The sequence below is a fragment of the Comamonas testosteroni genome, assembly GCF_000761245.1.
In the GTDB taxonomy this organism is placed as follows: Bacteria; Pseudomonadota; Gammaproteobacteria; order Burkholderiales; family Burkholderiaceae_C; genus Comamonas; species Comamonas testosteroni_C.
Genome location: NZ_AWOR01000001.1, coordinates 205,064 through 229,254, shown reverse-complemented (window position 1 = coordinate 229,254; position 24,191 = coordinate 205,064). Strand labels below are relative to the sequence as shown.

The following is a 24,191-nucleotide window of genomic DNA, read 5'->3' as shown; positions in this document are numbered from 1 at the left end:
GAAATTGCCTTATTATTAGCACTCAATGGGGTTGAGTGCTAACAGCTTGACCCTAGATATTCCGAATGTCGGCCAGGATGGCTGGCAAGTCTTGTTTCAACTTTGTTGATGTATTTAGGAGTTGGTATGAACCTGCGTCCCCTGCACGATCGCGTGATCGTCAAGCGCCTCGAAAACGAAACCAAGACAGCCTCGGGCATCGTGCTCCCTGATGCTGCCACCGAGAAGCCTGACCAAGGCGAAGTGCTGGCTGTGGGTCCCGGCAAGCGCAATGACAAGGGCGAACTGATCGCTCTGAACGTGAAGGTCGGCGACCGCGTTCTGTTCGGCAAGTACTCTGGCCAGACCGTGAAGATCCACGGCGACGAGCTGCTGGTCATGAAGGAAGACGACCTGTTTGCAGTCGTCGAGAAGTAATCCTTCCCGAACACATCCCCCTCTTCATGGCTGTCGGCGATTGATTGACAAGCGCAGGCAGCCCAATTGAACCCCATTCTTTAGGAGCCAAAAATGGCAGCAAAAGACGTAGTTTTCGGCGGTGAAGCACGTGCACGCATGGTTGAAGGCGTGAACATCCTGGCTAACGCAGTCAAGGTTACCCTGGGCCCCAAGGGTCGCAACGTGGTTCTGGAGCGCTCCTTCGGCGCCCCCACCGTGACCAAGGACGGCGTGTCCGTGGCCAAGGAAATCGAGCTCAAGGACAAGCTGCAGAACATGGGCGCACAGCTCGTGAAGGAAGTGGCCTCCAAGACCAACGACATCGCTGGTGACGGCACCACCACCGCTACCGTGCTGGCTCAAGCCATCGTGCGCGAAGGCTCCAAGTACGTTGCCGCTGGCCTGAACCCCATGGATCTGAAGCGCGGCATCGACAAGGCTGTCGCCGCCCTGGTGGATGAGCTGAAGAAGCAATCCAAGGCCACCACCACTTCCAAGGAAATCGCTCAAGTTGGCTCCATCTCCGCCAACTCCGACGAATCCATCGGCCAGATCATCGCTGATGCGATGGACAAGGTCGGCAAGGAAGGCGTGATCACCGTGGAAGAAGGCAAGTCGCTGGACAACGAACTCGACGTCGTTGAAGGCATGCAGTTCGACCGTGGCTACCTGTCACCCTACTTCATCAACAATCCTGAAAAGCAATCCGCTGTTCTGGACAACCCCTTCGTGCTGCTGTTCGACAAGAAGATCAGCAACATCCGTGACCTGCTGCCTACCCTGGAAGCTGTGGCCAAGGCCGGCCGTCCTCTGCTGATCATTGCCGAAGACGTCGAAGGCGAAGCCCTGGCAACCCTGGTGGTCAACACCATCCGCGGCATCCTGAAGGTGGTGGCTGTGAAGGCTCCTGGCTTCGGCGACCGTCGCAAGGCCATGCTGGAAGACATCGCCATCCTGACTGGCGGCAAGGTCATCGCTGAAGAAGTTGGCCTGTCGCTGGACAAGGTGACTCTGGAAGACCTGGGCCAGGCTCAGCGCGTCGAAATCGGCAAGGAAAACACCACCATCATCGACGGTGCTGGCCAAGCTGCTGAAATCGAAGCCCGCGTGAAGCAAATCCGCGCTCAGATCGAAGAAGCCACTTCCGACTACGACCGTGAAAAGCTGCAAGAGCGCGTGGCCAAGCTGGCCGGCGGTGTTGCCGTGATCAAGGTGGGTGCTGCCACCGAAGTCGAAATGAAGGAAAAGAAGGCCCGCGTGGAAGACGCCCTGCACGCTACCCGCGCTGCTGTGGAAGAAGGCATCGTGGCCGGCGGTGGCGTGGCCCTGCTGCGCGCCAAGCAAGCCGTTGGCGCCCTGGCTACCGGCAATGCCGAACAAGACGCCGGCATCAAGCTGGTTCTGAAGGCTATCGAAGCCCCTCTGCGCGAAATCGTGGCCAACGCCGGTGGCGAGCCTTCGGTGGTCGTGAACGCCGTGCTGAACGGCTCCGGCAACTACGGCTTCAATGCTGCCAACGACACCTACGGCGACATGCTGGAAATGGGCATTCTGGACCCCACCAAGGTGACTCGCACTGCTCTGCAAAACGCCGCTTCCGTGGCTTCCCTGCTGCTGACCACCGAGTGCATGATCGCCGAAGCCCCCAAGGCTGACGCAGCTCCTGCCATGCCCGACATGGGTGGCATGGGTGGCATGGGCGGCATGGGCATGTAATTGCTCTGCTGCTACCGGGTGGTCTGCACCATCCGGTTCTGCACAAAAGAAAAGGCCGCATCTGCGGCCTTTTCTTTTTGCGTCGCGCTTCAGGAGCGGCTCGACTCCGAGAACAAAAAAGCCAGCCGATATCGGCTGGCTTTTTTACCCAAGGATTTGCCTCAGAAGCGATGTCGCAGACCGATGGTGATACCGGTACGCTTTTTCGCGCCATTGGCGTCAAGCATCACGCCCGCACCGCCCTTGGTCTTGGTGTGGTCCACCGCGAAATAGGCATCCGTGCGCTTGGAGAAGGCATAGTCGGCCACGGCAACGATAAAGTCAGCCTTGCCGTTGAAGGCACCAGTCGCCGATCCCGATTGCTTGGCATGGTAGTAGTGCATGCCGGCATTGAGCTGCGGCGTGACCTGGTAGCCAAAGCCCACCTTGAACATCTCACGCTTGTTGGCAAAATTGCCAGGGGCATTGCCCGCGATAAAGCCACCATTGGACGAACCTGTCCAATATGCGTTGAGCAAGCCAGCATCAAAAGCAGCACCTGCGCCCGCAGCCGCCAGACTATCCTTGACCTTGTTCTGGCCATAACCAGCCATCAAATAAAGAGGCCCGGTGCGATAGGAGCCGCCCAATGTCCAGGCATCCACATCGGTGCCGGCCGGCAAGGTCGAGCGCTGGAAAGCGCCACCCACAGAAATGCCGTTGGCAGAATAGCGCAGATACCCGCCCGCGGTCTTCAATGCCAGACCGCCGGGAGTCATATCCACTCCAGCCCCTTTCTTCGCAAAGGTATTGCTCTCGTCAAACGAGTACTGCAAGCCCGCACGAACAGGGCCGAACTCGGCCACGTACTTGAGCATATTGTTTGCACGCGCGCCCAGAGACATGCCGATTTCAGGCTTGTAGGCATCCATATAAGGGGAATATGGGAACGATGCGTAGGTAGAAGTCACCAGATCAAACAGCACGTTGTATTGGCGCCCCATGGTCACCTGACCAAAGCTGGTGCTGCGCAAGCCCACCCAGGACTGGGCGAAATAAGGCTGTGCGGTGCTTGGAGTGCCGGAATCCGTCCAGAAACGATTTTCCAGATTGGCAATCGCCGACAGGCCGCCCCCCAGATCTTCCTTGATATTGATACCCCAGCGGCTCTCGGACATGCCGCCGCCAATCATTTTGGTCAGACCGCTTTTATTCGCTCCCTCATTATTCGTATGGCGAATTGCCGCATCCACAATGCCATATAGCTGAACGCTGCTTTGTGCATATGCCAGAGTTCCCATGGTTCCCAGCACAGCCAAGGCCAATGTTTTTTTCACAAATGAAGCTGCCATTGTGTTGCCTCTCTTAATTCAATTCGCAAACAGTTGGTGGAAAATTCATTCTAGAAATGCTTTCCTCAACCGCGCGCGCATTGGCACAAGCGCAACACAGGCCTTTCCCTCTGGGGGCAAACCTCTCAGCAATCACCCTTTAAGGTTTAACCCCAGAAATAAAAAAGGCCTGTCTTTCGACAGGCCTTTTAGCTTTTAAGCAATTACTGGCTTATGCCAGCAATTGATTAGAAAGCGTGGCGGATACCAACTTGCACGCCAGCTTGGTTGCGGCCGGAACCGTCAGCCTTCAGGCCCACGGTGTCGCTCACACCCTTAGCAGCCAGAGCGATAGCGGAACCGTCTTGGTTCTTCAGGTAAGCAACAGTGCCGTACAGAGCAGTGCGCTTGGACAGGTTGTGCACATAGCCCAGCGACAGTTGGTGAGCCTTAGCAGGACCTTGTTGGTCGTAGTAAGCGTACTGAGCCTTCACTTCGCCCACGCCACCCACGGGAGCGGACACGCCCAGCAGGTAGTTACGGAACTTGGCGCTGGAACCAGCATCGGGCTTGTACTTGATTTGCTGAACGTTACCCACAACCTTGGCCACGCCGAAGTTGTAGGAAGCGCCGATGGACATTTCGTCACGGTCGCCAGTGCCGCCGTTCAGAGTGCCGTAAGCAGCAGTCACGCTCAGGGGGCCGTTGTCGTAGCCAACGTTACCACCAGCATAACGGCCGGTCTTGCCCACGCCTTGCTTCTCGTCGAAAGCGTAGCTCACGTTAGCGGTGAAGCCGCTGAAGTTAGGCGAAGAGTACGACACCATGTTGTTAGCACGGATGGTGTTGGCGTCAGCACCGAAAGCACCGCCAGCAGTCGACCAGGCCTTGAAGCCCAGGTTTTGGCCGATACCGGTAGCGCCGAACAGGTCATACTTCAGACCAGCACGGAAAGTGGGGGTGGTTTCACGACCCAGGCGAACTTCACCGAAGTTGCCAGACAGACGCACTGTGGATTCGCGCTTGAAGTTGAAGCCCGAAGCATTGCCGTCGTCACCAAAGATTTCGCCTTCCAGCCAGAAGCCAGCCTTCAGACCGCCACCCAGGTCTTCAGTACCGCGCAGGCCCAGACGGCTGGTCGCGTTACCGCTGGTGTGCACGCCGTACTTGGCGTCGTTACCGGAAGCGTTGTCCACGTAGGAAACGCCAGTGTCAACGATACCGAACAGAGTCACGGAAGATTGAGCCATTGCGGCGCCGGAAGCGGCCAGCACTGCCAGGGCGATCAGAGATTTTTTCATTACGAGTTACTCCAAGGTTTAGAAGGGCGCCGGTTCTATGGGAGAGAGACTTGAGCCTCGAGCTCCACCGGTTTCCCGCGCCAACCTCCTGGTGGGGAAGTTGGGTCTATTGCACCAGACCCCCGAGCCCAGCGCAAAGGAATTCACCCAAAACTGCTCGATTCGGCGCGTTTTCGTTGCACCACCGCAACAAACACCAAGCCGCACTAACGGGCACACCCTTAAGGGTTTCGACCTAGCATTGCCCCAGCGCAAGTTGCGGATGAACCACTCTGGTGTACCTTATGTGCATTGACGCCAGACAGGCGCCGCACTGAGTTCTTTTTAGCCATGGACAAGTTTCTGACCGCTGCCGATGCAGCTCTTCGCACTCTGTTTGCCGACCCGGTGGCTGCAGAGCGCTCGCCTGCAGCAGGGATCGCCGAAGCCGATCTGAGCGATGAACAGCGCAAGCTCTCCGCAGCCTTGATGCGCGTCAATCATGTCGGTGAGGTCTGCGCTCAGGCGCTGTACAACGCCCAGGCCATGGTGACCAAGGACATGGAGTTGCGCGAGCATCTGCTGCATGCCGCTCGCGAGGAAATGGACCACCTGGCCTGGACCCGCGAGCGCCTGCATGCTCTGGGTGACAGACCTTCGTTGCTGAACCCGCTGTGGTTTGCCGGCGCTTTTGCGATTGGCACGATTGCCGCCAAATTCAGCGATGCCGCCAGCCTGGGCTTTGTGGTTGAGACAGAAAACCAGGTCTCCGCTCACCTGGCAAGCCATCTGGGCCGCCTGCCCGAGGAGGACGAGGCTTCGCGTGCCGTGGTCGAGCGCATGAAGGACGACGAAGAACGTCATGCCGCAGCAGCGATCGACGAAGGTGCGATGCAACTGCCCCCGATTGCCCAGGGGCTGATGCGTGTGGCGGCCAAAGTCATGACGATTACAGCGCATCGCATCTGATTGGCGCCTGTTCAACAAAAACGGGCCGTTGAGGCCCGTTTTTCGATCGCACGTCCAGCTCAGGCTTCGACGATGTCGAAACCCGTAGTGATTTCGGCCGTTTTGCCCAGCATGATGGTGGCCGAGCAGTATTTGTCGTGGCTCATGGCGATGGCCCGCTCGACGGCACCGGCGGGCAGATTCTTGCCACTGACCGTGAACTGCATGTGGATCTTGGTGAACACCTTGGGGTCGGCATCGGCGCGCTCGGAGCTCAGCTGCACGCTGCAACCCTTCACATCGTGGCGACCACGCTTGAGGATGAGCACCACGTCATAGGCCGTGCAGCCGCCGGCACCAGCCAGCAGCATCTCCATGGGGCGCGGTGCCTGGTTGCGACCGCCGTTGGCCGGGTTCTTCTCGTCCGGCGCGCCATCCATATTGACCACATGGCCGCTGCCGGTCTCTGCCACAAAACCCATGCCCGAGCGCGTTCCGGTGGCCGCGCCTGTCCAACTAACCGTGCATTCCATTGTTTTTCCTCTCGAAACTGTTGCAATTTTGCATCAAATACATAAAAACCCGAATCTTTTGATGCACAGAAACACAAGCCTCATACAATACAACTCAAGCGTTACCTGTGAGGTCAAACCCGCAGGCAGACTGCAGATTACTGGTTAACACCGATCTGTATCGCACCATTTGTCTCCTCCACCTCCTCTAATGGTGGATTCAGCCCCTAGCTCTTGAGCTAGGGGCTTTTTTTCGTGCCTGCTCATCGTGCTTCTCAGAGCAGCAGCATGCACCTCTTGAGCGAGTACTGCAGCGCAGCAAGCAAGCGCCTATCATGATCGGCTTCCATGCACCCGGCAGGCTGATTGCCCTGGCTCTGGTGCTCTGCTTTCGATTTGCACCATGACTCAAGCCCTGACCCCTGCCGATTATCTGACTCGCATCCTCAATGCACGCGTCTATGACGTGGCCGTAGAGTCGGATCTGGACATTGCCAAGAACCTCAGCCGTCGCCTGCACAACAAAGTGCTTCTGAAGCGCGAGGACCAGCAGCCCGTGTTCAGCTTCAAGTTGCGCGGCGCCTATAACAAGATGGCCAATCTGACGGCCGAGCAGCTTCAAAAGGGCGTGATCTGCGCCAGCGCGGGCAACCACGCCCAGGGCACGGCCATGAGTGCCAAGAAGCTGGGCTGCCGCGCCGTGATCGTGATGCCCACGACCACGCCCCAGGTGAAGATCGATGCCGTGATCGCCCTGGGCGGCGAGGCGGTGCTGGCCGGAGAGAGTTACTCGGACGCCTACAAGCACGCCGTCAAGCTGCAAAAGTCCGAGGGCCTGACCTTTGTCCACCCCTTTGACGACCCCGATGTGATTGCCGGCCAGGGCACCATCGCCATGGAGCTGCTGCGCCAGCTGCAAAAACTGGGCAGCCAGCGTCTGGATGCCATCTTCGTGCCCATCGGCGGCGGCGGCCTGATTGCCGGCATTGCCAACTACATCAAGGCCGTGCGCCCCGAGGTGAAGGTGATCGGCGTGCACACCAAGGACTCCAACGCCATGATGCAGTCCGTGCAGGCGGGCGAGCGCGTGGAGCTGGCCGATGTGGGCCTGTTCGCCGACGGCACGGCCGTGAAGCTGGTGGGGGCGGAAACCTTCCGCATCACTCAGGGCCTGGTGGATGACTATGTGACCGTGGACACCGATGCCGTCTGCGCCGCCATCAAGGACATCTTCACCGACACCCGCTCCATCGTCGAGCCCTCGGGCGCCCTGGGCGTGGCCGCCATCAAGCAGTACGTGGCCAGGCACAAGACCAAGGGCGAGACCTACGCCGCCATACTGAGCGGCGCCAATATGAACTTCGACCGCCTGCGCTTTGTGGCCGAGCGCGCCGAAGTCGGCGAGGAGCGCGAAGCCCTGTTCGCCGTCACCATCCCCGAGGAACGCGGCAGCTTCAAGCATTTTTGCGAGGTGGTGGGCAAGCTGCCCGGCGGCCCGCGCAGCGTGACCGAGTTCAACTACCGCATCAGCCACGACAGCAAGGCCCATGTGTTCGTGGGCCTGACCACGCCGACCAAGGGCGAGTCCGAGAAGATCTGCAAGAACTTCCAGAAAAACGGCTTTGAGGCACTGGACCTGACCTTTGACGAGATGGCCAAGGAGCATCTGCGTCATATGGTGGGCGGCCACTCGCCGCTGGCCCAGGACGAGCGCCTGCTGCGCTTTGTCTTCCCCGAGCGTCCCGGTGCGCTGTTCAAGTTCCTGAGCCTGATGGCGCCGACCTGGAATATCTCGCTGTTCCACTACCGCAACCAGGGCGCCGACTACGGCCGCATCCTGGTCGGCATGCAGGTGCCTGCCAAGGACCACAAGAAGTTCGACAGTTTCCTCAAGAACCTCGGCTATCCCTGGGTGGAGGAAACCAGCAATCCGGCCTATCAACTGTTCTTGAAGTAGAAAAAAACAGGAGCTTCCACCGCCCTTCCTGTATTGATTTCAGATAGAAAAGCCCCTGAAATCCAGGAGCATCAAGCGAAATAAGCTCCTTTTTTTATTCGCAATACCATGCAAGCCCTGCGCCACTATCTGTTGGCCGTCCAGTTCTTCAGCCGCATCCCCGTGGCCGGGCGACTGGCGGCCTGGGTAGGCTGGAGTCCCGAGATGCAGCGTGCCAGCGCCGCGCACCTGCCGGGCGTGGGCTGGCTGGTGGGCCTGTGGGCCGCGCTGCTGCTGGCAGCCCTGCTCTGGCTGCTGCCGGCAAACCCCTGGTCGCCGCTGGCAGCCGCGCTCATCAGCACCGCCGGTACCTTGTGGCTGACCGGCGGTTTTCATGAGGACGGCCTGGCCGATGTCGCCGACGGGCTGGGCGGCCTGGTTCCGCCCGAGCGTGCGCTGGAGATCATGAAGGATTCGCGCATCGGCGCCTATGGCGTGATGGCGCTGCTCATGGCCCTGCTCACCAAGGTCGTGCTGATCGCCCTGCTGCTGTCTGTGATGCAGCCGCTCTGGGGGCCGGCTCCGGCGCTCATCCTCGTGTGCTGCATTCATGTGCTGTCGCGCTTTGCGCCGCTGGTGCTGATGCGCAGCCTGCCTCATGTCGGCCTGGCCGCGAGCAGCAAGACCCTGCATATCGCGGGCCGGCAACTGGGCTGGCAAGGCCTGCTGACCGGCGGCCTCTGGTGCCTGCCGGCACTGGGCCTGCTGGGCTGGCTTGGCGTCTGGAGCTTTGTGCCCAGCCTGCTGGCGGCCATGCTGGTCACCACCTGGCTGCTGCGGCGCTGGCTGCGTAAGCGTCTGGGCGGCATGACGGGCGACTGCCTGGGCGCCTGCCAGCAACTCAATGAACTGGCGCTGCTGCTGGCCAGCTGCATCTATCTGCGCCAGTTGCTCTAAACGGCCATGAAGACCTTATGGCTGGTGCGCCACGCACGTCCCTTGATCGATACAGAGCGCTGTTACGGCCGCCTCGATATCGCCGCCGATGCAGAGGCCACCCGGCAAGCCGCTCAGGCCTTGCAGCAATCTTTGCAGCCCCTGCATGGCAAGCTGCAGATCCGGCATTCGCCGCTGCAACGCTGCAGGCAGCTGGCGTCGGATCTGCAGGCACTGGAGCCCGATTTCGTCTCCATCCCCGACGGCAGATTGCTGGAGATGGATTTCGGCCACTGGGAAGGCCTGCGCTGGAACGACATCGGCGAAGCTGCCATCGGCGCCTGGGCGCACGATCTGGCGCTGCACGCGCCCGGCGACGGCGAATCCCTGGCACAGATGCTGCAGCGCGTCCATGAGGCGCTGCAGGACGCGCTCAGCAGCAACAGCGAGCATATGGTGTGGATCTGCCACGCAGGCGTGGCGCGCTGCGCGCAGTGGCTGCTGCAGCATGGCCACCGGTTGCCGCAAAGCCATGAGTGGACCTTGCCGGCGCCCGCCTATGGACAGTGGCTGCAGCTCCAACTCAGTTGAAGCTGGCCATGGGCGGCCTGGGCAATTGCAGCACCGTGCTGGTCGGCCCGTTGGCAGGGCCCAGTCGCGCTTCGCGCGCCGCCAGCGATTGCAAAATCACGCCCTCCTCCACGGCCTCGCCCACACGCACGGCCTTGCTGCCCTTGCCTTCCACGGCAATCACGGCAGCACCGCCACCTGTTTCGTGCCCTGCCAGCACCCCCAGCAACGCATAGCGGCTGGCCACTGGCGCGGCCACGGCGGCGACAGGCGCTGCGACCGCCCCCAAAGCCTTGGCCATGGCCTGGGCATTGGCCTGTACCGGCTGAGCAGGTACGACCGAAGGTAACTGCTCACTGGCACTGCCGACGAACCGGAGTATCCAGAACACCACCACCGCAGCGGCAATCGCCCACAGCAGCAGGGTCGTGAGTTTGACCGGCATGGAAAGGCCCTGACCGGTATTGAAAGATTGCAGTCGCATTCGACGATTATGATGGTGCAATACTGCATTTTTCCTACAGTTTCCAATGAGCACCAACTGCCGTCATCCGATGTCTGCTATTCGCCACGCCGCATCACGCGGCTTTACCCTGATCGAATTGATGGTGGTGCTGGTCATCATTGGCGTGCTGGCAGCGCTTATCGTGCCCAATGTGCTGGACCGCGCCGACGATGCGCGCGTGACCGCAGCCAAGACCGATATCGCCAATATCAACCAGGCGCTCAAGCTCTACCGCCTCGACAACCAGCGCTATCCAACGGCCGAACAGGGCCTGCAGGCGCTGGTAGCCAAACCGACCACCGGCCCCGCTCCGCAGAACTGGAAGCCCTACCTGGAAAAGCTGCCCAATGACCCCTGGGGCAATCCTTATCAATACCTGAACCCAGGCGTGAAGGGCCCCATCGACATCATGTCCTTGGGCGCTGACGGCAAGGCCGGCGGCGAAGGCAAGGATGCGGATATTGGCTCCTGGCAATAGCAATGAGCCCCCACGAGAGCATCGACCCCACGCTCCCTCACTGCGTGTGGTCGCTGCCCCCAAGGGGCCCTGACCGGCTAAAGCCGAGTTTCGCCTTGGGGCTGCCCAGCGGCGAAACGTCCTCCGTCTAACCCGCTTCACATCAGCAATTCGGCCGCTCACTCCTTCATGGCTCAACTCAAACACGCCGGATTTACCTTGCTGGAGTTACTGGTGGTGATTTCCATCATGGCGCTGGCAACGGCCGGCGTGAGCCTGGCCATCCGCGACAGCGGAGAGCAGCAGCTCGAGCGCGAAGCCCAGCGTCTGGCCACTTTGCTCGAATCGGCCCGCGCACAGGCCCGCACCAATGGCGCCCTGGTTATCTGGCGTCCCTTGCCGCAAGGCTTTCGCTTCGAAGGCCTGCCTGCCAACGTCAAGATGCCCACGCAATGGCTGCAGACTCCAGTGCTGGTGCAGCCCAGTACGCCTGTGGTGCTGGGGCCGGAGCCGCTGATTCCAAGGCAGAGCATCACGCTGTCGCTGCCCGGCAGCAACTCGGCACCGCTGCAACTGGTCACCGACGGGCTGCGTCCGTTCCGCATTCAAAACCTGCAGGTGACGCCATGAAGCCCGCCCTGCTGCAGCGCGGCTTCACGCTGATCGAGGTACTGGTCGCGGTAGGTATCGTCGGCGTCACCCTGCTGGCTGGACTTCAGGCCAGCAGCGCCCTGACGCGCAACGCCCAGCGCCAGTCCGACGTCATCCTGGCCCAGCTCTGCGCGCAGAACGAACTGGTGCGACTGCGCCTGTTCAATCAGATGCCTGCCGTCGGCGACACCACCATCCAGTGCCAGCAGGCCGGCAGGCAGATGCAGGTACAGCTCAGCGTGCGCCCTACGCCCAACCCCAGCTTCAGACGCGTGGATGCCCAGGTGTTTTCCGAAGCGGCTGCGGTGCTGCGCGTCTCCACCATCGTCGGCCGCTACTGAGTCATGAGTAGCATGCGCAACAAAAACAATGGCTTCACGCTGATCGAGCTGCTGGTGGCCCTGGCCGCAATGGCATTGCTGTCCATCATGAGCTGGCGCGGCATCGACGGCATGCTGCGCGCGCAGGAGGTGACACGCGAGCAGGGCGAGCAGCACGCCGTCATGCAGACCGTGCTGGCTCAGTGGAATGCCGACCTCAACGCGCTGATGCCGCTGCAGGGCCGCCAGGTGCTGGACTGGGACGGTCAGGTGCTGCGCCTGACGCGCAAGACCAGTGCCGCCGTCGACAACGGGGCGCTCATCGTGGCCTGGAGCCGTCGCAATGTGGATGGCAGGCTGCAATGGGTGCGCTGGCAATCACTGCCCGCACGCACGGTCAGCGAATGGAACGATGCCTGGAACCAGGCGGCCCAATGGGGCCGCAATCCCTCCAGCGACCAGATGCGCCGTGAAACCGTGCTGATACCTCTGGACCTATGGCGTGTCTACTACTACCGCAGCAACGCCTGGACCAACCCGCAGTCCAGCGATCAGGGCAACGATGACGGCAGCAGCGTCGGCAGCGATGGCAATCCCGTGCTGCCCAACGTGCCCGACGGCATACGCATCGAACTGACACTGCCCCCCGGCCGTGCGCTCAACGGCGTGATGACGGTGGACTGGGTCAACCCGCTGCGCTCGAACTCCAGATCATGAAATCCCCCTTGAGTCGCTTCGCGCCTTCCCCCCTGGGGGACAACCCCATCGCTGCGGGGCGGCCCTTGCTCGGGGCTTCCGGCTTTGGGCGCGCCGGTTTCAGACGCACGCGCCAGCACGGTGCAGCGCTGCTGGCGGCCATGCTGACGGTGGTGCTGGTTGCCACCCTGGCCTCGGCCGCGCTCTGGCAGCAATGGCGCGATGTGGAGATCGAGACCGCCGAACGCAATCGCGTGCAGGCCAACTGGTTGCTGCTGGGCGCGCTGGACTGGTCGCGCGTGGTGCTGCAAGAGGACTCGCGCGCCAACCGCAGCAACCCCGTCGACCATCTGGGCGAGCCCTGGGCGGTGCCGCTGCAGGAGGCTCGCCTGTCCACATTCCTGGCCGCCAAGAACAATGTCAGCCAGGTCGATGACGGCCTTGCCGACATGCAGGACGCTTTTCTCTCGGGCGAGATCGTGGATCTGCAGTCACGCCTGAATCTGCGCAATCTTCTCAACGGGGTCGATTCGAGCGTGAAGGAGGAAGACCTTAGGCCTTTTCAGCGTCTGTTCGAGCGCCTGGGCCTGCCCGGCAGCTCCGTCATGCAGATCGCCACGGCCTTGCAGCAAGCCATGCGCGGCAAGAGCCAGACTGCGGCGCTGATGCCTCGCACCGTCGGGCAACTGGGCTGGCTGGGCGTCGATCCTCGCCTCATCGCGCGCATCGAACCCTATGTCTCGCTGCTGCCCGAGCGCACCACGGTCAATCTCAACACGGCCAGCGCCGAGGTCATCTGGGCCAGCACCGATGATCTGGACTGGGCTCGCGCCAACCAGCTGGTGCAACTGCGTGATGCCTCGCCTTTCAAGTCCCTTAATGCAGCGGCTGCGGCCATAGGTCTGAGCGGCGTCTTCAACAGTGCCACGCACTCCGTGACCACCAGCTATTTCGAAGCCCGCGGTCGCCTGCGCCTCGGGGACAACGTCTTGAGCCAGCGCTCATTGATTCAGCGCAAGAACATGAGCGTGACCACCCTGTGGCAGGAGCATGCCGACTGGGGTATGCCCGCAGTTGCCAGACCCTGACACCCTGATGTCACATTGCCCCCATAGAATGCTGCATCTTCCCTCATGAGCACATTGCTAATACAGCTGTCGGCGAAGCCCGCCAACTCCGCCACGGAATACTTCTACGTCCTCAGCGACGATGGCCAAAGCATTCAGCGCAGCGGCCAGGCTGCGGCGTCCCTGCTGCCGGCCACGGGCCGCACGACCCAGGTCACAGCCGTCATCCCTGCAGCTCAGCTGTCCTGGCATGCCGTCACCCTGCCTTTGGGACTGAATGTGCAAAGCCGGCGCCAGCAGCGCCTGCGCGCCGTGCTCGATGGTTTGCTGGAAGAAAAGCTGCTCGATGAGCCAGCCAGCATGCATCTGGCGCTGGACGCAGGCTCGGCAGCAGGCCAGACCTGCTGGGTAGCGGCCTGTGACAAGAGCTGGCTGCAATCCCATCTGCAGGCACTGGAGCAGCATGGTCATGCCGCCAGCCGCCTGCTGCCCGAGCAATGGCCCAGCAGCAAGGCCCAGCTGCTTCTGTCAGGCGACAGCACCCAACCCCAGCTGAGCGCCACCGGACTGGATGCACAGGCCTGCCTCGTCGTCCTGCCCCAAAATGCGGATGCCAGCCTGCTGCAGCCACTGCTGGCGCGCCTGCCCGAGGATCTGCCGGTGCTGGCCGAACCCCATCTGGCAGGCAGCGCGGAAGCGCTGCAGCGCCCGGTCACCATCTTCACGGCTGCCCAGCGGCTGCTGCAAAGCCATGGCTACGCAGGCGACCTGGCCCAGTTCGATCTGGACCTGGGCGGCAGCACCCGCGCCAGGCGCCGCCTGCTCGATGCCTGGCATGGTTTTGCCAAGGCCCCGCAATGGCGTGCTGCGCGCTGGGCGGCAGGCATTGCCGTCGTTGCCCAGCTGGCCGGACTCAACGCCTGGGCCTTCAGGGAAAACCGTGCCATCGAACTGCGCCAGCAGCAGGCCAAGCAGGTACTTCAGACCACCTTCCCACACGTGCCCGTCATCATCGATGCTCCGGTACAGATGCAACGCGAACTGGACCTGCTGCGCAGCAACTCCGGCGCCCTGTCCGCCAGCGACCTCGAGGCCCTGCTGGCCGCCAGTGCCGGCATTCAGGGCGTGCAAAATGCCAAGAGCCTGCAATACCAGGACAAGCAACTGCGCATCTCGGGCCTGGACCTGAGCCCCGAAGCACTGGGCGACGCACAGCAAAGTCTGCAGGCCAACGGCTATCTGCTGCAGCGCGATGGAACAGAATTGGTGCTGAGTGCAAAGGCTAGGCCATGAAGCAGAAAAACGCCTTGAAAACCGCACTGGCTCCGCTGGGCCAGCGCTGGAGCGCCCTGGCCCAGCGCGAACAGAATCTGTTGCTGCTCGCCGCCAGCGTCGTGCTGCTGGCCCTGCTCTGGTGGCTGGCGCTGGCGCCGGCCGTGCACAGCCTGCGCACGGCCCCCGCGCGCCATGCGGCTGCGGAGCTCGAGCTGCAGAACATGCTGCAGATGCAGGCCCAGGCCGAGTTGCTGCGGCAGAAGCCGCAGGGCAATAGCGCCGATGCACGCATGCAGCTGGAGCAGTCGCTCAAGACCGAACTCGGCAGCAGCGCCCAGCTGCAGTGGCTGGGCAACCGCGCCCAGATCAGCCTGACCCAGACCGCCGCGCCGGCACTGGCCCGCTGGCTGGCTCAGGTGCGCGACAACAGCCACGCCTCGGTGGCCGAGATGAAGCTCAACCGCATCCTCGGCGAAGCCGCCGATGGCGCCGCCATCACCCGCTGGAGCGGCAATCTGCTGCTCGAGCTGCCCGGCAACGCGGGCGCACCGAACTGAGCCCAGGCCATGAACCTGTCCCGGTCACGCCCCGCCAGCCCAGCCTTGCGCAGACCGCGCGAGGCGGGCGATCCTCGTTCGCCTCGCCGCTGGGCTGTGGGCGGCGCCTTGCTGGGCGCTGTGCTGACGGTGATGGTCCAGGCTCCTGCGGCCTGGCTGGCGGCCGGCGTGCAATCGGTCAGCGCCAACCAGGTACTGCTGCAGGAGCCGCGCGGCACACTCTGGCGTGGCTCGGCTAGGCTGGTGCTCACGGGCGGCAAGGACAGCCAGGACCAGAGCAGCTTGCCCACGCGTCTGAACTGGACACTGCGCCCCAGCCTGAGCGGCGCCAGCATCAGCCTGCAAAGCGATTGCTGCACCAGCACCCCGATGCTGGCGCAGTTGCAGCCGGGCTGGAACGCCATGACGGTACGCTTCAAGGACAGCGTGCTGCAACTGCCCGCCGACATGCTGGCCGGCCTTGGCACGCCCTGGAACACCGTGGCCCTGCAGGGCCAGTTGCGCCTGTCCACGGTCGGGCTGACACTGCAGTATCGCGCCGGCCGGGCCACCAGCCAGGGCCTGACGCGGCTGGAAGCATTGGCCGTATCGTCAAGGCTGTCGTCGCTCAAGCCCCTGGGCAGCTACCGCCTCGATATACAGGGCGGAGACAATGCCCAACTGAATCTGACCACGCTGGGCGGCGACCTGCAGCTCAGCGGCCAGGGCCAATGGGTGGGCTCGCGCCTGCACTTCAGGGGCGAAGCCTCTGCCAGCCCCGAGCGCGAAGCCGCTCTGTCGAATTTGCTCAATATCTTGGGGCGCCGCCAGGGTGCGCGCTCCATCATCACCTTTGGTTGACCCATGACTCAGCATTCACGCACCGCCTGGCAAAACACACTGCATTCGATAGCTGTTGCCTCGCTTGCCGTCTGCATTTCAGCACCCATTCATGCTCAAACCCAGAGCGGACAAGCGAATGCCACTCCTAGTTTGCGACCCGGCGAGCCGGTCACGCTGAACTTCACCAATGCCGATATCGAGGCTGTGTCGCGCGCCATGGCCGCCATCACCAATCGCAACGTGGTGGTGGATCCGCGCGTCAAGGGCCAGATCACGCTGCTGACCGACAAGGCCGTCTCACCGGCCACGGCCTACCAGCAATATCTGGCGGCGCTGCGCATGCAGGGCTTCACGGTGACGGAGTCGGCAGGCCTGTTCAAGGTGATTCCAGAAGCCGATGCCAAGCTGCAGTCCAGCGAGGTCTCCGTGGGACAGGGCGGACGCGCCAGCCAGGGCGGCGGACAGATCGTCACGCAGATCTTCAAGCTCAACTACGAGAACGCCAATAATCTGGTGCCCGTGCTGCGGCCGCTGATCAGCCCCAACAACACCATCAACGTCAACCCCGGCAACAACTCGCTGATCATCACCGACTACGCCGACAATCTGCAGCGCATCTCGCGCATCATCGCCAGCACCGATGTCTCCAACGCCACCGATGTGGAAGTCATCTCGCTGCGCCATGCCGTGGCCGCCGATATGGTGGCCCTGGTCAATCGCCTGATGGAAGGTGGCTCGGCCACCGCCGGCGGCGTGATCCAGGCAGGAGCGGGTGCCGCCACAGGCCAGGCGGATACCAGTTTCCGCACCTCCATACTGGCCGAGCCGCGCAGCAACTCGGTGCTGATCCGCGCCGCCAACCCCGCCAAGCTGTCGCTGATCCGCTCGCTGATCGCGCGTCTGGACCAGCCGGCCATGACGGGCAATGGTGACGACGGCAACATCCATGTGGTGTATCTCAAGAACGCCGATGCGGTGTCCCTGGCCGCCACGCTGCGTGCCGCCATCAACGCCCAGACCAGCGCCAGCACCGCCCTGGGCGGCCAGCCGGGCATGACGGCAGCGGCCGGCTCGAGCACCAATGCAGCAAGCTCCCAGCCCATGATCTCGCGCGGCACGGACGGCAGCGCCACCGTGGGCCTGGGCGGCGGCAACAGCGGCCCCAGCTCCCGCTTCGGCACCGCCCAGCAGCCCTCCACGGGCGGCATGATCCAGGCCGATCCCACGACCAACTCGCTGATCATCACGGCCCCCGGCCCGCTGTACCGTCAGTTGCGCACCGTCATCGACAAGCTCGACGGCCGCCGCGCCCAGGTGCTGATCGAAGCCCTGATCGTCGAAGTCTCCGCCGACAAGGCTGCCCAGCTGGGCGTGCAGTGGAGCTCGGTGATCCGCAACAACGGCCGCGTGCTGGGCGTGCTCGGCAACGGCACCTCCATCAGCGGCATCTCCAACATCTTCGGCCTGTCGGGTGCCGTGGGCAATCTGGTCAACGGCACGCCCCTGACCGACAGCCAGGCCTCGGCCATCGGCAGCATGAAGGGCATGAACCTGGGCTTCACCCAGAGCGTCAACGGCAACACCAGCCTGGGTGCCCTCGTCAACCTGATGCAGGGCGACGGCGACACGAACATTCTGTCCACTCCCAATCTGATGACGCTGGACAACGAGGAAGCCAGCATCATGGTGGGCGAGAACGTGCCCTTCCCCACGGGCTCCTACACCAACACCGCAGGCACCTCGGGCTCGGTCAATCCCTTCACCACCTACGAGCGCAAGGACGTGGGCACGCTGCTCAAGATCCGTCCGCAGATCAACGAGAACGGCACCATCAAGATGGCCGTCTACCAGGAAAACTCGGCAGTCAAGCAGGGAACGGCGAATGCACAGTCCGGCGCCACCACCACCAAGCGCTCCATCGAGTCGAATGTGCTGGTCGAGGACGGCGCCATCGTGGTGCTGGGTGGCCTGATTGCCGACGAATACAGCCAGAGCCAGGAGCGCGTGCCTCTGCTGGGCGACATTCCCCTGCTGGGCAATCTGTTCCGCAACACCAGCCGTGCGCGCAAGAAGACCAATCTCATGGTGTTTCTGCGTCCCACCGTGCTGCGCGATGCCAACTCCACCAGCCAGCTCTCGCAGGACCGCTATGAGTCCATTCGCGGCATGCAGCAGACCGTGCAGCCCGACCCCAATTTGCTGATGCGCAACGTCAATGCCGCGCCCCTGCTGCCCGCCTCCAGCGGCGCAGCGCCGGCACGCGCGGCCAATGTGGTCATCGTGCCTGGCGCCAAGCCCGAGATCGTGGATTTCACGCGCCCCGGCCAGCCCACGGTGGACGGCCAGCCCGTGACCGTGACGCCTGCGACGCCCGCCACCCTGCCTGCGGGCACCCTGTAAGCGAAGGCCACGCATGCGCTATCCACTGCCCTATGGCTTTGCCCGCAGCAGCCAGCTGCTGATCGAGGATGACGGCCAGGAGCCCGTGCTCTGGCACGGTCCGCAGCCCGACTGGGCGGCCATCTCCGAAGTGCAGCGCAAGCACGCGGTGCAGCGCTGGCAGTTGCTGGACAGCGGCGCGCTGGCCCACCGCATCAGCGCGGCCTACGCGCAAAGCGATTCCAGCGCGGCCATGGTGGTCAGCGAGGTCGAGTCCGATGCCGATCTGACGCGCATGATGCAGGAGCTGCCAGCCGTGGAGGACTTGCTGGAGACTGCCGACGACGCCCCCATCATCCGCATGCTCAACGCCCTGCTCACGCAGGCAGCACGCGACGGCGCATCGGACATCCACATCGAGCCCTACGAGCGCCATTCCAGCGTGCGCTTTCGCGTGGACGGCGACCTGCGCGAAGTGGTGCAGCCCAACCGCGCCCTGCACGCCGCCCTGATCAGCCGCCTGAAGATCATGGCCGACCTGGACATTGCCGAGAAACGTCTGCCCCAGGACGGGCGCATCAGCCTGCGCCTGGGCACGCGAGCGATTGACGTGCGCGTCTCCACCCTGCCCAGTGCCCACGGCGAGCGCGCCGTGCTGCGTCTGCTGGACAAGAGCGAGAGCAAGCTCAGCCTGGAAGCCGTGGGCATGGGCGGCGAGACGCTCAGACGCTTCACCCATCTGACGGCGCAGCCGCATGGCATCGTGCTGGTCACCGGCCCCACGGGCTCGGGCAAGACCACCACGCTCTATGCCGCGCTGCAGCGCATGGATGCCAGCCACAGCAACATCATGACGGTGGAAGACCCCATCGAATATGAGCTGGCCGGCGTGGGCCAGACCCAGGTCAACGCCAAGATCGAGCTGACCTTTGCCAAGGCCTTGCGCGCCTTGTTGCGCCAGGATCCGGACGTGATCATGATCGGCGAAATCCGCGACTTCGAAACCGCTCAGATCGCCATCCAGGCTTCGCTCACAGGCCACCTGGTGCTGGCCACGCTGCACACCAACGACGCACCCAGCGCCGTCACGCGTCTGATCGATATGGGGGTCGAGCCCTTTTTGCTGTCCTCCTCGCTGCTGGGAGTGCTGGCACAGCGCCTGGTACGCAAGGTCGACCAAAGCGAGCCCAGCGGCTACCGGGGCCGTACCGGCATCTTCGAGCTGCTGGCGGTGGACGATGCCATTCGCGCCCAGATCCATCGCGGCGCCAGCGAGGCAGAGATTCGCGAGACCGCCATGGCGGCAGGCATGCAGCTCATGCGCGAGGATGGCGAGCGTCTGGTGCGAGAAGGCATCACCACGCAAGCGGAGGTGGTGCGCGTCACACGCGACTGAGAGGCCAGGGACTCATTCGCGCCAGCGCTGCATGGCAGGGCCTGTGAGCAGCACGCGCACGAAATCGGCATGCCGCCCCACACCGACCTTGACCGCCGCCGACTTGAATTGCGAACGCGCGGTATGGATGCACAGACCTTGTCTTTCGGCGAACTCCTGCAGCGAGGGAATGCTCAGCACCGGATCGCTGAAGTGGTGGCGAGCAGCGCGCACGCCTTTATGAATGCGAGGGCGATATGAGCACCTTGCCCAGCAACCGGCCCCTGTTCATCAACGGTGTGTCCACCTGCAAGACGATCCTGCTCAGCAACTACAGCATCGTCACGCAGGCAGGTGCCAAGGTGCAGCGCTTCACGCAGGAGCCCACCCAGCTCAATGTCAGCAACTTCCTGAACTACCGCCTGCTCGGGCATCACCTATGCAGGCTATCGGGACAAGCAGATGGTCAGCAATCAGCAGCGGCTCAATGGCACGGCCGCCGATGCGCTGCTTGCCGCTCTCGGCCTGAACTGACTGCCCGCCTTGCAGCCAAGCCCACCTCACGGTGGGCTTTTTCATGCATGGCCTCAGTCAGCAGCGGTCATTGAGCCTTTGCCAGAATCGTTGCCATGCTTGAAAACCTTCGCACTTCCGTCCAGCCCTATGGCGGCGATCTGTTTCTGCTGCTGATCGCCCTGGCTGTCATCAGCCTTGCCGTGCTGTTCAACCTCAAAGGCCGTCTCCCGGTGGATCAGCTGCGCCGCATGATCCGCATGGCGGCGCTGGTGGCCTTGCTGGGCTCGGTATTCGCCATGCAGGCCGGCAGCACCTACTACGCCATGGCCGCCGTGCTGCTGGTCTGGGGCGTGCTGGTCGGCATTGTTTTTGGTCGTGAAATAGGCCGCAAGCGCTGATTCAAAAAAGCGCTGAAAGCCATCAAAACCATATGGATCAATCGCCATGAAATCCCTGAACAACGTCAAGCTGTCCATGCTGGACCTGGTCGCCGTGCGCGAAGGCGCAACGGTGGCCGACGCTCTGCAGATTGCCGTGCGCACCGCGCAGCAGGCCGAGAAGCTGGGCTTCACCCGCTACTGGCTGGCCGAGCACCACAATATGCCGGGCATTGCGAGTTCGGCCACGGCCGTGCTGATCGGCCACATCGCAGGCGCCACGCAGAAGATTCGGGTGGGCTCGGGCGGCATCATGCTGCCCAACCATGCACCGCTGGTGGTGGCCGAGGCCTTCGGCACGCTGGCCGAGCTCTACCCGGGCCGCATCGACCTGGGCTTGGGCCGCGCACCGGGCACCGATGGAGCGACCATGCGCGCCCTGCGCCGCGACCGCGTGGAGACCGAGGAGGACTTCCCGCGCGACGTGCAAGAGCTGCAGCGTCTGCTGGGCGATCACCAGGATGGAGCCCGCATCATCGCCATGCCGGGCGCGGGCACGCATGTCCCGATCTGGCTGCTGGGCTCCAGTCTGTTCTCGGCCCAGCTGGCTGCACACATGGGCCTGCCCTATGCCTTTGCCTCGCACTTTGCCCCGCGCATGCTGCACCAGGCCCTGGCCCTGTACCGCCAGATGTTCAAGCCCAGTGCCACACTGGCCAAGCCTTACGCGATTGTCGGCGTGCCCGTGATTGCAGCCCCCAGCGATGAAGAGGCCCGGTTTCTGGCCAGCAGCACCTATCAGCGCGTGCTCGGCATCCTGACCGGCAACCGCACCCGGCTCATGCCCCCGATACCGGACTTCTGGGAGCAGCTGGATGGGCGCGCCCAGGCGGCGATTGCCGATTTTCTGGCCGTGGGCGTCATCGGCGGCCCCGATACCGTGCGCCAGGGCCTGCAAAAGCTCGCCGATGAGACCCAGGCCGATGAATTCATGATCGTCAGCGATGTCTATGACGCCGAGCTGCGCCTGCGCAGCCTGGAGATCACGGCTGACGCAATGAACTGCGCCTGAGCGGTCCTGGCAGCTTCCTCCTCTCCTGCTGTGCGGCAGGAGGAAGCTCAGGGATAACGACAGGCCGGCGTCCCGGCATGAGAGCATGCCAAACTCCTGCGTCGTTCACCTCTCAGATTTCGCCCATGAGCCGTTCCGCCCGTCTGCTGCAATTGCTGGATACGCTGCGCCGCGCCCGTCTGCCGCAGACCGGGCCGGAGCTGGCCCAGGCGCTGGGCGTCAGCCTGCGCACGCTGTACCGCGACATTGCCACCTTGCGCACTCAGGGCGCCGACATTCTGGGCGACCCCGGCATCGGCTTCGAGATGCGGCCCGGCTTTTTGCTGCCGCCCCTGATGTTCAACGCCGACGAGCTGGAGGCGCTGCTGCTGGGCGCGCGCTGGGCCAGCCTGCAGGCCGATCCGCAATTGGCCCAGGCCGCCACCGCCGCCATGGACCGCATACGCTCGGCACTGCCGCTGGAGTTGCGCATCGCGGTCGACACCAGCGGCCTGCTGGTTCCCAACATGCAGACAGCCCCTCCGGCCGAGCCCTGGCAGGCCGCGCTGCGCCGCGCCATCCGTGCCGAACACAAGGTCGTGCTGCACTACCGGGACCAGCATGGCGTGCCGAGCCAGCGCCGGGTCTGGCCGTTTGCCATGGCCTACTTCGAGCGCAGCCGCGTGGTATCGGCCTGGTGCGAGTTGCGCCAGGCCTTTCGTCACTTTCGCGCCGACCGCGTGGATGCGCTGGAGGATCTGGGCGAACGCTATCCACAAAGGCGCCAGGCGCTGATACAGCGCTGGCTGGACGAGACCGGCTACACGCTGGATTGAACGGTGCTGCTGACAGAAACTGTCAGCCCCCGCTCCTACATTGGCTGCATGGCGTTTTTGCCATGTCACAACAGCCCGCCAAGGAGAACCGCAATGTCCACACCTCACCAGCCCAAGCTGCGCTTTTTCAGCAACCCCAGATCACGCGCCCGCATGGTGCGCTGGATGCTGGAGGAATGCGGTGCCGACTATGAAACCATTGAGCTGGAATTCGGACCCGAGATGAAGTCGCCCGAGTACCTGTCCATCAACCCCATGGGCAAGGTCCCGGCGCTGCAGCATGGCGATGCCGTGGTCACCGAAACCGGAGCCATCCTCGCCTATCTGGCCGAGCTTTTCCCCGAGAAACGACTGGCCCCAGCGATGGGCAGCCCGGAGCGCGCCGGCTACCTTCGCTGGCTGTTCTTTGTCGCCGGGCCGGTGGAGGCCGTCACAACCGCCCGCAACGAAGGCTGGCTGCAATCGCAAACTCATCAGCAGGCCATGAGCGCGGGCTTTGGCCGCTTTGACGATGTGCTGAACACGTTGCTGCATGCGGTGGCCGGCAAACGCTATGTCTGCGGCGATCACTTCACGGCCGCCGATCTGTATCTGGCCAGCTATATCGGCTGGAGCATGATGGACGGCAGCTTGCCCAGGCGGCCCGAATTCGAGGCCTATGCCACGCCGCTGCTGCAGCGTGCAGCCTCGGTGCGCGCAGACGAGATCGACGGCGATATGCAAGCCGCCGCCATGGCGCCAGTCGTTTAAGGTTTTGGCCCGCAGCGCCTGCCAGTCAAGCGCAGGGCCATCAAAACCTATAGCAAACCTACAGCAAACCGCTGCAAACCACTCAGCGCGCCAAGTAACCGCCGTCGACCGGGTAATAAGCGCCCGTCACAAACGACGCGCGGTCACTGGCCAGCCAGGCCACCAGCTCGGCAATCTCCTCGGGCTGGCCCAGGCGTCCCATGGGGTGGGCCGCCACCAGCGCCGCATGCGTGCTCGGGTCCTGCTCCAGACCACTGATCATGGGAGTGTGGATAAAGCCCGGCCCCACGGCATTGACGCGCACGCCCCTGGCCGAATATTCGAGCGCCGCCGCCTTGGTCAGGCCCAGCACGCCATGCTTGGCGGCCGTATAGGCCGCAGAGTTGGCAAAGCCCACGGCACCGAGAATGGACGCCATATTGATGATGGAGCCGCCGCCGCCCTGCAGCATGGCGGCGATCTGGTATTTGCAGGCATAGAACACGCCAGAGAGATTGACGCGCAGCACCTGCTCCCAGGCATCCAGTGGATAGTCGGCCGTGGGCGCACTGACACCGCCGATGCCGGCGTTGTTGCAGGCCGCATCCAGACGGCCGAAGTGGCGCATGGTCAAGGCCACCAGCGCTTCATGATCCGCCGCGCTGCCGGCGTCGGCGCGCAGATACAGTGCCTCGGCACCGAGCTCGCGCACCAGGGCTGCGCTCTCCTGGCCCTGCTCCTCGTTGAGGTCGGCCAGCACCACCCGCGCGCCTTCCCTGGCCCATGTCAGCGCCACACAGCGGCCTATGCCGGACGCTGCCCCCGTCACCAATGCAACCTTGTCCTTGAGCATCGAAACCTCGCATTCTTGAATCGACAGACCATTGTGCCGACCTCGCCCGCGGCCGTCATGACCTGCCTCAAGTCTGCTG

General features: G+C 63.3%; 27 protein-coding genes. 21 read left to right on the top strand and 6 right to left on the bottom strand.

Annotation, left to right across the window (positions count from 1 at the left end):
* The first annotated feature begins 126 nt into the window (after positions 1 to 126).
* Positions 127 to 417 (top strand): co-chaperone GroES, encoded by a 291-nt coding sequence (groES, locus tag P353_RS00965; RefSeq protein ID WP_003058782.1) that lies wholly within the window; start codon positions 127 to 129, stop codon positions 415 to 417.
* 93 nt (positions 418 to 510) lie between these two features.
* Entirely contained in the window at positions 511 to 2,154 is a 1,644-nt protein-coding gene (gene groL, locus P353_RS00960; RefSeq protein ID WP_034364333.1) for a chaperonin GroEL, read from the top strand.
* Positions 2,155 to 2,315: 161 nt separating this feature from the next.
* On the opposite strand, the gene P353_RS00955 is transcribed toward groL, so the two are convergent.
* Both P353_RS00955 and P353_RS00950 read right to left on the bottom strand, forming a co-directional pair.
* Complete coding sequence (locus tag P353_RS00955) at positions 2,316 to 3,485, bottom strand: porin (protein ID WP_034364332.1); 1,170 nt, start codon at positions 3,483 to 3,485, stop codon at positions 2,316 to 2,318.
* A gap of 227 nt (positions 3,486 to 3,712) precedes the next feature.
* Positions 3,713 to 4,765 (bottom strand): porin, encoded by a 1,053-nt coding sequence (locus P353_RS00950; RefSeq protein ID WP_034364330.1) that lies wholly within the window; start codon positions 4,763 to 4,765, stop codon positions 3,713 to 3,715.
* Positions 4,766 to 5,095: 330 nt separating this feature from the next.
* Here P353_RS00950 and coq7 point away from each other — a divergent pair, with 330 nt between their 5' ends.
* On the top strand, positions 5,096 to 5,713 hold the full coding sequence (coq7, locus tag P353_RS00945; RefSeq protein WP_003061949.1) for a 2-polyprenyl-3-methyl-6-methoxy-1,4-benzoquinone monooxygenase: 618 nt from the start codon (positions 5,096 to 5,098) through the stop codon (positions 5,711 to 5,713).
* Positions 5,714 to 5,772: 59 nt separating this feature from the next.
* On the opposite strand, the gene P353_RS00940 is transcribed toward coq7, so the two are convergent.
* Complete coding sequence (locus P353_RS00940; RefSeq protein WP_034364328.1) at positions 5,773 to 6,225, bottom strand: OsmC family protein; 453 nt, start codon at positions 6,223 to 6,225, stop codon at positions 5,773 to 5,775.
* A 382-nt stretch (positions 6,226 to 6,607) separates the two neighbouring features.
* Here P353_RS00940 and ilvA point away from each other — a divergent pair, with 382 nt between their 5' ends.
* The 3 genes from ilvA to P353_RS00925 all read left to right on the top strand — a co-directional run bounded on the left by ilvA (position 6,608) and on the right by P353_RS00925 (position 9,667).
* Positions 6,608 to 8,161, top strand: coding sequence for a threonine ammonia-lyase, biosynthetic (ilvA, locus tag P353_RS00935; protein WP_034364326.1), 1,554 nt, complete (start codon positions 6,608 to 6,610; stop codon positions 8,159 to 8,161).
* Between the two features lie 108 nt (positions 8,162 to 8,269).
* Entirely contained in the window at positions 8,270 to 9,097 is an 828-nt protein-coding gene (locus P353_RS00930) for an adenosylcobinamide-GDP ribazoletransferase (protein WP_034364324.1), read from the top strand.
* 6 nt (positions 9,098 to 9,103) lie between these two features.
* Positions 9,104 to 9,667 carry a histidine phosphatase family protein gene (locus tag P353_RS00925; protein ID WP_034364322.1) on the top strand — a complete coding sequence of 188 codons (564 nt, stop codon included), beginning with the start codon at positions 9,104 to 9,106 and terminating at the stop codon, positions 9,665 to 9,667.
* Here P353_RS00925 and P353_RS00920 read toward each other — a convergent pair.
* Positions 9,660 to 10,130 carry a general secretion pathway protein GspC gene (locus P353_RS00920; protein WP_034364320.1) on the bottom strand — a complete coding sequence of 157 codons (471 nt, stop codon included), beginning with the start codon at positions 10,128 to 10,130 and terminating at the stop codon, positions 9,660 to 9,662. The two genes, P353_RS00925 and P353_RS00920, sit on opposite strands and share 8 nt — an antisense overlap.
* A 70-nt stretch (positions 10,131 to 10,200) precedes the next feature.
* Between P353_RS00920 and gspG the strand changes: the two genes are divergently transcribed.
* The 10 genes from gspG to P353_RS00870 all read left to right on the top strand — a co-directional run bounded on the left by gspG (position 10,201) and on the right by P353_RS00870 (position 19,771).
* Positions 10,201 to 10,629, top strand: a complete 429-nt coding sequence (gene gspG / locus P353_RS00915) for a type II secretion system major pseudopilin GspG (protein ID WP_003058806.1) — start codon at positions 10,201 to 10,203, stop codon at positions 10,627 to 10,629.
* A 168-nt stretch (positions 10,630 to 10,797) separates the two neighbouring features.
* Entirely contained in the window at positions 10,798 to 11,238 is a 441-nt protein-coding gene (locus tag P353_RS00910) for a prepilin-type N-terminal cleavage/methylation domain-containing protein (protein ID WP_034364319.1), read from the top strand.
* On the top strand, positions 11,235 to 11,600 hold the full coding sequence (gene gspI / locus P353_RS00905; protein ID WP_034357356.1) for a type II secretion system minor pseudopilin GspI: 366 nt from the start codon (positions 11,235 to 11,237) through the stop codon (positions 11,598 to 11,600). Before P353_RS00910 ends, gspI begins: the two co-directional genes overlap by 4 nt.
* A gap of 3 nt (positions 11,601 to 11,603) precedes the next feature.
* Positions 11,604 to 12,296, top strand: a complete 693-nt coding sequence (locus tag P353_RS00900) for a prepilin-type N-terminal cleavage/methylation domain-containing protein (RefSeq protein ID WP_080750398.1) — start codon at positions 11,604 to 11,606, stop codon at positions 12,294 to 12,296.
* The gene (gspK, locus tag P353_RS00895; protein ID WP_232776187.1) at positions 12,293 to 13,363 is read left to right on the top strand and encodes a type II secretion system minor pseudopilin GspK; all 1,071 of its coding nucleotides are present in this window, start codon (positions 12,293 to 12,295) and stop codon (positions 13,361 to 13,363) included. The genes P353_RS00900 and gspK overlap by 4 nt, the downstream gene beginning before the upstream one ends.
* A 45-nt stretch (positions 13,364 to 13,408) precedes the next feature.
* Positions 13,409 to 14,635, top strand: a complete 1,227-nt coding sequence (gspL, locus tag P353_RS00890) for a type II secretion system protein GspL (RefSeq protein ID WP_034364315.1) — start codon at positions 13,409 to 13,411, stop codon at positions 14,633 to 14,635.
* Positions 14,632 to 15,174, top strand: coding sequence for a type II secretion system protein GspM (gene gspM, locus P353_RS00885; protein WP_034364313.1), 543 nt, complete (start codon positions 14,632 to 14,634; stop codon positions 15,172 to 15,174). Before gspL ends, gspM begins: the two co-directional genes overlap by 4 nt.
* 9 nt (positions 15,175 to 15,183) lie before the next feature.
* Positions 15,184 to 16,014 (top strand): type II secretion system protein N, encoded by an 831-nt coding sequence (gene gspN, locus P353_RS00880; RefSeq protein ID WP_052084626.1) that lies wholly within the window; start codon positions 15,184 to 15,186, stop codon positions 16,012 to 16,014.
* A 3-nt stretch (positions 16,015 to 16,017) separates the two neighbouring features.
* Positions 16,018 to 18,396: a type II secretion system secretin GspD gene (gene gspD, locus P353_RS00875; RefSeq protein ID WP_034364311.1), complete on the top strand. Its 2,379-nt coding sequence runs from the start codon at positions 16,018 to 16,020 to the stop codon at positions 18,394 to 18,396.
* Positions 18,397 to 18,409: 13 nt separating this feature from the next.
* On the top strand, positions 18,410 to 19,771 hold the full coding sequence (locus tag P353_RS00870; RefSeq protein WP_034364308.1) for a GspE/PulE family protein: 1,362 nt from the start codon (positions 18,410 to 18,412) through the stop codon (positions 19,769 to 19,771).
* Between the two features lie 12 nt (positions 19,772 to 19,783).
* Here the strand turns inward: P353_RS00870 and P353_RS00865 are convergent, their stop codons facing one another.
* Positions 19,784 to 19,984 (bottom strand): hypothetical protein, encoded by a 201-nt coding sequence (locus P353_RS00865; protein WP_034364306.1) that lies wholly within the window; start codon positions 19,982 to 19,984, stop codon positions 19,784 to 19,786.
* A gap of 23 nt (positions 19,985 to 20,007) precedes the next feature.
* Between P353_RS00865 and P353_RS00860 the strand changes: the two genes are divergently transcribed.
* The 5 genes from P353_RS00860 (at position 20,008) to P353_RS00840 (ending at position 23,280) form a co-directional block, all read left to right on the top strand.
* Positions 20,008 to 20,358, top strand: a complete 351-nt coding sequence (locus tag P353_RS00860) for a hypothetical protein (RefSeq protein ID WP_034364304.1) — start codon at positions 20,008 to 20,010, stop codon at positions 20,356 to 20,358.
* A 21-nt stretch (positions 20,359 to 20,379) separates the two neighbouring features.
* Positions 20,380 to 20,664 (top strand): hypothetical protein, encoded by a 285-nt coding sequence (locus P353_RS00855; RefSeq protein ID WP_034364302.1) that lies wholly within the window; start codon positions 20,380 to 20,382, stop codon positions 20,662 to 20,664.
* A gap of 46 nt (positions 20,665 to 20,710) precedes the next feature.
* Complete coding sequence (locus tag P353_RS00850) at positions 20,711 to 21,715, top strand: LLM class flavin-dependent oxidoreductase (RefSeq protein WP_034364300.1); 1,005 nt, start codon at positions 20,711 to 20,713, stop codon at positions 21,713 to 21,715.
* 125 nt (positions 21,716 to 21,840) lie between these two features.
* Positions 21,841 to 22,530 (top strand): helix-turn-helix transcriptional regulator, encoded by a 690-nt coding sequence (locus tag P353_RS00845; RefSeq protein ID WP_034364298.1) that lies wholly within the window; start codon positions 21,841 to 21,843, stop codon positions 22,528 to 22,530.
* 93 nt (positions 22,531 to 22,623) lie between these two features.
* Entirely contained in the window at positions 22,624 to 23,280 is a 657-nt protein-coding gene (locus tag P353_RS00840) for a glutathione S-transferase family protein (protein WP_034364297.1), read from the top strand.
* Between the two features lie 82 nt (positions 23,281 to 23,362).
* Here P353_RS00840 and P353_RS00835 read toward each other — a convergent pair whose 3' ends face one another.
* A complete protein-coding gene (locus P353_RS00835) occupies positions 23,363 to 24,112 on the bottom strand; it encodes an SDR family NAD(P)-dependent oxidoreductase (protein ID WP_034364295.1) in 750 nt (249 codons plus the stop codon).
* Positions 24,113 to 24,191 lie beyond the last annotated feature (79 nt).